At 36.6% G+C, this 7,886-nt stretch carries 10 protein-coding genes; all 10 read right to left on the bottom strand.

Going from position 1 to position 7,886, the window contains the following annotated elements:
* A partial coding sequence (locus Q0200_RS11080; RefSeq protein ID WP_297941165.1) for a phage integrase N-terminal SAM-like domain-containing protein occupies positions 1-392 on the bottom strand: 392 nt, incomplete at its 3' end.
* Positions 379-999, bottom strand: a complete 621-nt coding sequence (locus Q0200_RS11075) for a DNA cytosine methyltransferase (RefSeq protein WP_297941163.1) — start codon at positions 997-999, stop codon at positions 379-381. The genes Q0200_RS11080 and Q0200_RS11075, both read right to left, overlap by 14 nt.
* A 10-nt stretch (positions 1,000-1,009) precedes the next feature.
* Positions 1,010-2,341, bottom strand: coding sequence for a replication endonuclease (locus tag Q0200_RS11070; RefSeq protein ID WP_297941161.1), 1,332 nt, complete (start codon positions 2,339-2,341; stop codon positions 1,010-1,012).
* Between the two features lie 233 nt (positions 2,342-2,574).
* Positions 2,575-3,717, bottom strand: a complete 1,143-nt coding sequence (locus tag Q0200_RS11065) for a type II and III secretion system protein (RefSeq protein WP_297941159.1) — start codon at positions 3,715-3,717, stop codon at positions 2,575-2,577.
* On the bottom strand, positions 3,671-4,810 hold the full coding sequence (locus Q0200_RS11060; protein WP_297941157.1) for a zonular occludens toxin domain-containing protein: 1,140 nt from the start codon (positions 4,808-4,810) through the stop codon (positions 3,671-3,673). The genes Q0200_RS11065 and Q0200_RS11060 overlap by 47 nt, the downstream gene beginning before the upstream one ends.
* 3 nt (positions 4,811-4,813) lie before the next feature.
* Positions 4,814-5,233 (bottom strand): hypothetical protein, encoded by a 420-nt coding sequence (locus tag Q0200_RS11055; protein WP_297941155.1) that lies wholly within the window; start codon positions 5,231-5,233, stop codon positions 4,814-4,816.
* Positions 5,234-5,243: 10 nt separating this feature from the next.
* Positions 5,244-6,602, bottom strand: a complete 1,359-nt coding sequence (locus Q0200_RS11050) for a hypothetical protein (RefSeq protein ID WP_297941154.1) — start codon at positions 6,600-6,602, stop codon at positions 5,244-5,246.
* Positions 6,603-7,011: 409 nt separating this feature from the next.
* Complete coding sequence (locus tag Q0200_RS11045) at positions 7,012-7,239, bottom strand: hypothetical protein (RefSeq protein ID WP_297941152.1); 228 nt, start codon at positions 7,237-7,239, stop codon at positions 7,012-7,014.
* Between the two features lie 99 nt (positions 7,240-7,338).
* Positions 7,339-7,566, bottom strand: coding sequence for a hypothetical protein (locus Q0200_RS11040; protein ID WP_297941150.1), 228 nt, complete (start codon positions 7,564-7,566; stop codon positions 7,339-7,341).
* 1 nt (position 7,567) lies between these two features.
* Positions 7,568-7,886, bottom strand: a 319-nt coding sequence (locus Q0200_RS11035) for a hypothetical protein (protein WP_297941148.1), incomplete at its 5' end; no start/stop codon positions are given.

Raw genomic sequence — 7,886 nt, 5'->3', positions numbered from 1 at the left:
ATATCCGCGCCCGGCTCTTTATTTTCCGAGATGGCTTTTATAAACTTCTTTTGAATAACAACGCTATAATCAAAATATCTTTTATTGTCAAATTTAGGCAGCTCGATAAAGTCACAAGGATTTTTATTTATTAGCTCGAGTTTTAGAGCGAGCTTAAAAACAACCTTGAGCTTTGCAAGGATATTTTTAACGGTCTTAATTTTGTAATCTCGCTTGATAAGCTCGTTACAAAATCTTTGTATATCAATAAAATTTATCTCATTGACGTTTTTTAAGCCTAAACCGTCTTTAAAATGCTTTTGATACGTAGATATATCGCTTCTAAGCGTAGATGGGCTTAAAATAAGCTCATAATACTCAAGATAGTTTTTAAAAAGCTCATTCAATATCATCAAAAAGACCCTTATCAAGAGCGCAGCTAAAAATATATTTGCCCAGACTAGAATCAACTTGATTTCTAATAACTTGCCTTTTATTTTTAATATCTTTAAACAAACTCAAATCAAAATCTTTAAAATCAGAAATAACAAAATTTTTAATTAATTTATTAGATTTTTGAAAAAACTTCTCAGGAATATAAAAATTTGACCAAAACAAATGGCGGAATAATTTTGCATTCGGAGAAATTAAAGGATCATAATAAGGCATGACATTTTCAACAACAAACTTATTTTTACAAAAAGTTTTCAAAAAACTTATAAGAGAATAAAGTCTAAAACCAGGCAAAGAACGATTATTAATAGTGTTTTGATTTGAAAAATTAATCCTAGAGTGAGTTTGACAAGGCGGAGAAGCCCATATAAAATCAAATTTATCATAGTTGTTGGCAGCATAATCAAAAGCATCACAAACGATAACTTTATCAGCAGGAAATCTAAATTTATAAACCTCGGCAATAGCCGGATCAAACTCAACAGCAGTTACATTAATATCCGGTAATACATCATTCCATAATAACCTATTACCGCCAATGCCGGCAAATAAATTTAAAATTTTCATTTTATCTCCTTTAAAATTCATATTCTCTAAGTCCGCGCTCGATAAAGTCCTCGAGGTCTGGATTATTTAGATCGTGCTTTGTGTTTCTCTTTGTAAATGAATTTAGGCCACGATCAAGCATTATATTTTCAACGTAGGCTAGGTGCTGAATATTGCAGTTAGCTTTATCGAGCTTTGAATAATAATTGTAAAGCTCGTAATTTTTCATCCATAAAGGCGGTTTTTTGAATTCTTTTCGGTTTTTCATTGCTTCGCGTTTGATTTTTTCTCCCTCGCGTACGTACCAGGCATCAACCCAGGCGTCAAGATCGGGTTTAATGGTTTGGAAAGTTACGTTTTTAGGCGGTTTTTTACGATCATAGCTATTTATAAGCCTATCACAGACATAATGCTCCAGCTTGCCGTTATCATAAATGATAACTTCCTTGCGCTCAGGGATATTGATGTATATATAATCGCTTTGTTTATCCCATTCAAGCACGTTATTATCGTCGTTTTTAAAGTTGTTTAAATGGTAAAAGTCTTGCATAGTAGCTATAAAATTGATTTTTCTATATACCCATAAAGGAACGTTGTTTTGTGAGGTTAAAAAGCGTCTTACTTTGTGTTTTACATACCAGGCGGCAAGATCGTCAAGCTCCTGGGTTTTGTCTAAATTTATAAAGGTTTTTTGAATATACTTCATTACATAGCCAGCCGGATTATGTATAGAGGTTTGGAAGCCGTTTGTTTCGCCGTTGGCTATTTGCTCGCGTGAAATAGCGTCCACACGTAAATTTTGAGGAGCGTAAAATATATCCTTGTAAGAACGCCTAAGAAAATCTATAGTATAGCTAGGAACGAAAAGCAGGGCGTGGATATGCGGCACGCCGTCCTTTTTGTGAGGCTCAAAGCACCTTATATAAGAGTAATCGACCTTAAATTTAGCCGTAAAACGTCTAAAAAATATACGCCACTGATGATTTAAAGTAGCGCACAAATCGCTAATAGTAAGGGGCGCACCGTTTTTAACCTTGTATTTAACCTCGGTCGGTAAAAATTTCATATCTTTATCCTTAAATTTGGAGTAATCGCCGCTCAATGCGCCGCGAAAACAGCCGTTGAGCGTGATCGTGAGAAATACCGGGCGTTGGGCGTAATCTATCGCAAAAGAACCGAGCGTATTTACGCGGTTGGCAACCTCGGCGTAATACTTACGGCTAAAATTTGCGGCCATAGAGCAATCAAGCAAGCTTCTAACCTCTCCGAAGTCATTAACAAAGCTAAAGCTTTTCATATAGGCTTTTTGTTTTTCTAGCTTTTCTTGACATTGAATCCGGTCAAACTCACTGATTCCAAACACGCTCAACCTTAAAACTGGCACTTTTTTATTAGATTGACAAGGCGGCCTTCTTTGCTTGCTCCGCGCGCGTGGCGCGCGTCGCTCGCAAAGTCGGCCTTTGCCGCCAAAGCCAACGCTTCGCTCATTTTGGCGGGGGAGCGAACCCGCAAGCGGCTCCCCCGCACCCTGGTTATGTGCGGCGGCGTGGGAACCCTTGCTCCCACGCTACGCGCCGCACGACACACATTTTTAGATTAGATAACTTGAATAGTCAAAGTAACTACGGAATTGATGTCCTGATCTTGCTCGACGGAAAAGAGATATTTAAGAATATAAATGTCTTTTAAAATGGGGATGCCGTTACGCTGTTTTTGAGTGGTAGTCTTGTTAATGCCTGATAAAACTAAAATATCGCCGCGTTTGAGAGAATACGAGCTTTTAAGCTCCTTTTTGCTTGTAATAGGAGTTAATGTATTAGCAGATGATAAAAGGTCCTCTAAAATTAAATGTAAGTCAAAATCAACGTGATCTTTTAAAATAACCGGTTTAAGAGTAATTTTTAATCCAACGTCTTTGTATTCATAAGTGTTTTGGGTAGTGGTCTGGGTAGCTGAAGTTTGGCTATTTTGAACTAAATAAGGAATGTTTTGAACGGCGGAGAAATTAACTTCAGTGTGATTTTTAGCAGTCAAAAAAGGGCTAGATATGATCTTGGTTAAGCCGTTGGTATCCAGGAAATTTAAGACGCCAAAAAAGCCCTCGCTATCGTTTCTTACAACGTTTGAATTAGTAGTGTAAGGCGAAGTAATAAGATTAATGTAATAGGCTAAATCGCCGTGATTTAGCGGCTTAAGCAGGCTTTGAAGCTTTGCGCCGCGGTCTTTAATATCTTTTAGATTAGTTTCGGTGATAGTGAGCTTAAACTCAACTTGCTCCAAAGGCTTATCAATAGAGGCCACGGCTTGCTTTATTTGCTCGTATGCTACATCATCAGCGCGAAAGAATACGGAGTTTGAAGTAGTGGAATACGTCGCATTTAGCTCAAAATTTGCCATTATACGGCGAACGTCCTCAACAACGTAATTACTAAGATCAATGCGCCTTAGATCGTAATCAGGCAGCTTTTTATCCGTAATATAGTAAAAATTGTCCTTTTTATAAAGAAATAAGCCCTTAGATTCAAGCATTTTTCTAAACATAGAAAGGGTTAAATTTGTATCGTGCTGGTAGATAAAATAATAATAATTGCCGTCGATACTATCATCTGTTACAATAGCTATATTGTTGGATATACTTGCAAGCTGGGCAAAATTTACCAAGTCAGTGTAAATAGTTTCAGCTTTAGAAAAACTAATTACGCAAAGAGTTAGGATCAGGATTTTTTTGAAAGTTTTCATAAAGAGCACCTTTATTAGATTTTTGAATTGAAGCAAGCTTGATAGTATCAAGCACCGGAGATTTGAAAACGAGGTAATATTCAACATAATGCTTATTTTTCGTAATAGAATAAAAATAAGCGGGTTTATGGCTTGAAATAACAAAAGATACGTAAGTATAAGGGAATGAACCCGAACCGCCTTTAAAACGGCAACTATCAGCAACGCAAACGATCTCGTAAATATAAGTAGACTCGATAGGCTCGTCGGGTTTAGAAACATTAGACGGCAAAGAAGCATTAGGCGAAGCAGCGGAAACTTGCGGGGTTAAATTTCCAGACGGAGTAGTCGCGTATTCGTCGGGAACGGCGAAAGCGGTATTAAATACGTAAATAAACGCAAACACGCTTAAAAGAGAGATAATAAGACCGGAGACCATAAAAAATTTAACTACCGATTTACTCTTACTATCCTGGCCTGAATGATAGAGATTAAAAACTTCCTGGTTAAAAGGCAAATTTATATTAAAATTATTGACGCGATCAGATTGATACATCTTATAAGAGGTAAAATAAGCGTATTTAAAGCGTTTAGAAAATAGACGCTTTGAGCTATCTATCGCGCGATAAAACTTCTCGGCTACGCGCTTGTATTCGTTGTTTACCAAGCTTAAATCCTGGGTGATAAATAAAAGGTCTTGATAAAGATGCCTATGATAAGTGACCCACCAAACGAGAACCGGATCCTCTTTGGCCTTAAAGTAGTTATGTATCTCGTCAACAACGAAAAGAACCTTATAAAGCCTCATTTCTTTAGCTAACTCGATAAGCTCTTTATCGGTCTTTTTTTCTATCTTATAGGCATTATAGAGCTTTGCAAGATTAGCATATACTTCATCATAATCAAATTTTAGTAATCGCTCATCAAGCTCAAATTTAAACTCGTTAATATTAGTGTAAGCGTAGAGATATTTGTTTTCGGGCATTTTAGGCTTAAAAATTTTACTTAAAAAGCCTTTAGCGGGCTTTGGCTTATAGATAAACATATACCAAAGCTTATAAACCGCAAAATAAGATTTTCCGGAGCCTGGATTACCGACTATATAAGTTATCATGGGTTAAAGCCTAGCAATGTTAAAAGTAGTTAAAGTAAGCTGCATTGAATGCAAGACTTTAAAACCGATCTTATAAACATAAAGCAAAATAACGGAAACAATAGGAACGGAGAAAACATTATAAACATCAACAAAGGCATTCCAAACGCCAAGAGCCCTAAGAATATCCATAGACCAAGACAAAATTTCATTACTACCGCCTGAACTAATATCACTTAAAAAAGATATAAATTTATTAATAGAATCATGAACAAACATTATAAGCTTAAAAACAGCCCAACCATAAGCTATAACAAGAGCAAATAGGGCAGTATTTATAAAAACCATCTTGCCGAATGTAATACCTTTAAGAACCCAACCGACAAATTTTTCAGCAATAAAAGACCTAAAAAACCAAACGATAGCAGAATACAAAGCAGGCATTATCTATCCTTTAAAATGAAAATATCAAAAATTTAATAATCAAAAAAAGAAAACAGCCAAAGAAAAACACGTAAAAAAGATAGTAAAAAGCACCGGAAGCAGGAGCAACGATTTTACAAAAATCGAAATCTATATCAACGTTATAACCGAAAAAATCAATAGTTTCTTTATGTGAGCAAGATTTTGGAACATCTTTTTTTGAAATATCATCTAAACCCTTGCCCTTAAGATTAGAAATAAATTGATCAATACCATTTTTAAAGGCGTTAAAACCTTCAGAGCCATCAAATTCTTTTTCAATCCTAGAAAAAGCACCGCGATAAGCTTTTTCAAAAGCCCCCATTTCCTTATTTAAACTATCAGCATTAAAATCACCTTCTTTAAATTTAACACCATCACCGCCGAAACCGCCGCCACCACCGCCACCACCGTTATTATTATTGCCGCCAGGATTTGGATTTGGATTATCTTCAGAGCCGCCGCCATTTCCACCGCCGCCTGAATTACCTCCGCCGCCGCTATCTCCTCCAGGATTAGGTTGAGGATTATCAGGATTATCGGGTTTAGGATCGTCGGGTTTTGTTTTATTGTCGTCAGGTTTTGGGTCGGGTTTAGGCTTCTCATTACACTTTGGATTTGAAAAAGAAATTTGAGAGCCGTCCAAGCAAGTACCTTGAAGATCGCAATCATCAGGAGAACCACCATTTTTACCCCAAAAACTAGTAACACCACCAAAACCAAGATTAGATCCAAGACATAAACAACGAAGGGCGGCAAAAGAATCTTTTTCGCCGCTACAATCAATGCAGCCGCCGTTAGGAAGTCCGATTTTATTTATGCCGCCATCTTTTGAACAATCGCGATAACATTGTTTTGAATCGGGGTCAAAAGTTTCATTTGATTTGCAAGAACGGAAAAAGGAAACAAAAGTATAAAGATAATAAGAAAAATTAACGCTTTTAAAGTTTGGATTAACGCCCAGTTGGCTATTGTAATCATTTTTTGAGCAACTAAGATATTCAGAGCCGTCCATTTCACAAACAACAGAGCTTTGCTCAAAGCCGCCGTAATGGAATAATTTTTTTGAAGCCTCTTTAGATTTATTTTCAAGAAAAAAACCGTTGTTTTTTAAAAGCTCAACGTTAAAAATAACGGGAGAAAAACCAGTATAAGAATAAACATCATCGCCAATCTGTAAAAATTGATCATCAAGAACTACAGCGTCAGCAGGCGAAGCAGATACGTCAACGGGAAGAAAACTATTTTTAACCGATGTCGTATAGGTCCAATCATCAATGGTTGAAAAATCAAAGGCAAGCAAATTTAAGCATAAGGCAGAAGATAAGAGGATAAATTTTAAGCCTTGCATGGGATAGCCTATTTAATCAATTTCTTAGCTAAGATGCTTATACAAAGTGAAAATGGAAATGATATAAATAAGAAATAGATAAATATGCTAGCAAAGTAATCAAATGAAGCAACGCCAGTTATAGTAAACATTTTAAGCACCTTAGCTAAATTTATGAACGAGTAAAATAAACAGCAAATTCACAAGAAAACCGAATAAAATACCCGATAGAGCCATCATAAAGTTATATTGCTCTTGAGAAATACCAAGATCAATCATTAGCCGATCTCCTGAAAAAATCAATCGCAAGAGATACCACGAAAAAAGCGACAAAGGCTCCAAACATAGGAACGTATAGAGAAAACATAAACTTGTAAAATTTAGCCAACTCTATAAATTCAAACATGCTAGAGCCTTTGAAATATTCAGATTAACCGATTTTGCGGATCATTCTGAACGCTATTGAAACAACAGCGATGGCAGCAAGCGCACCAAATATGGCAGAACCGACAGCGTAAACGTTAGATAGGTTGATAGTACCCGTAACGGTTCCGTCAGTACCCATAGTTAAATCAGCGGCAGTAGCATTTATTGCACCGGCTGAAGCAATAAAAAGGGCAGTAGCCTTACCTTTAGCAGTAGAAAGAAACTTAGGCATAATAGCCTCCTTGATGTAAATTTAGTAGTTTTTGAGCTACTTATTTAAGAGCTAAAGAATTAACCCTTAAAAAAGTAGCCGAAATAAATTCGGCTAAATTTAAAACAAACCAGGCTCAAGCTCAATATTAAGCTTATAGCCACGAGCCTTTAAAAGTTTGATAGTATCTCTTATAGATAAATCTATATCAGAAACGTTATCGTAGTGGGTGTCATAATTGCCGGTGCCGTTATCAAGGAGGTAAAAACGCTCCCTAAACTCCTTAAAGTCGGTATAACACTTTTCTACAATCTCAACCATTTCGTCAGTATTGTAAGGATTTTTCATATTAAGCCCCCTTAGAAGCTTTATCGGTTGGCTTTGAATCAAATAAGAAGTATTCGTAAGACTCGGCTACAGCTATAATGCGTTGATCACCAGCAGGGAAACCGCCGTGTAGAACAATAGGCCCTTTTTTAAGCTTTTCGCGAACAGCATTCCCAACAAGCCCAGCGGTAACGTCATCGGGGCAAACGATTTTAAATACTACGGGTTGCTGAACGCTATCTATAATGCCGGTCTTTTTATTCTCGACATCATAAACGTTTACGGTAGATATTCGGACAGATGAGGAGTAGTCATTGCCCTCAAATTTACCAGAAGCGGAA

The organism is uncultured Campylobacter sp. (assembly GCF_938045225.1).
Lineage (GTDB): Bacteria > Campylobacterota > Campylobacteria > Campylobacterales > Campylobacteraceae > Campylobacter_A.
The sequence above is the reverse complement of the archived record's forward strand: the minus strand, read 5'-3'. Positions and strand labels throughout refer to the sequence as shown.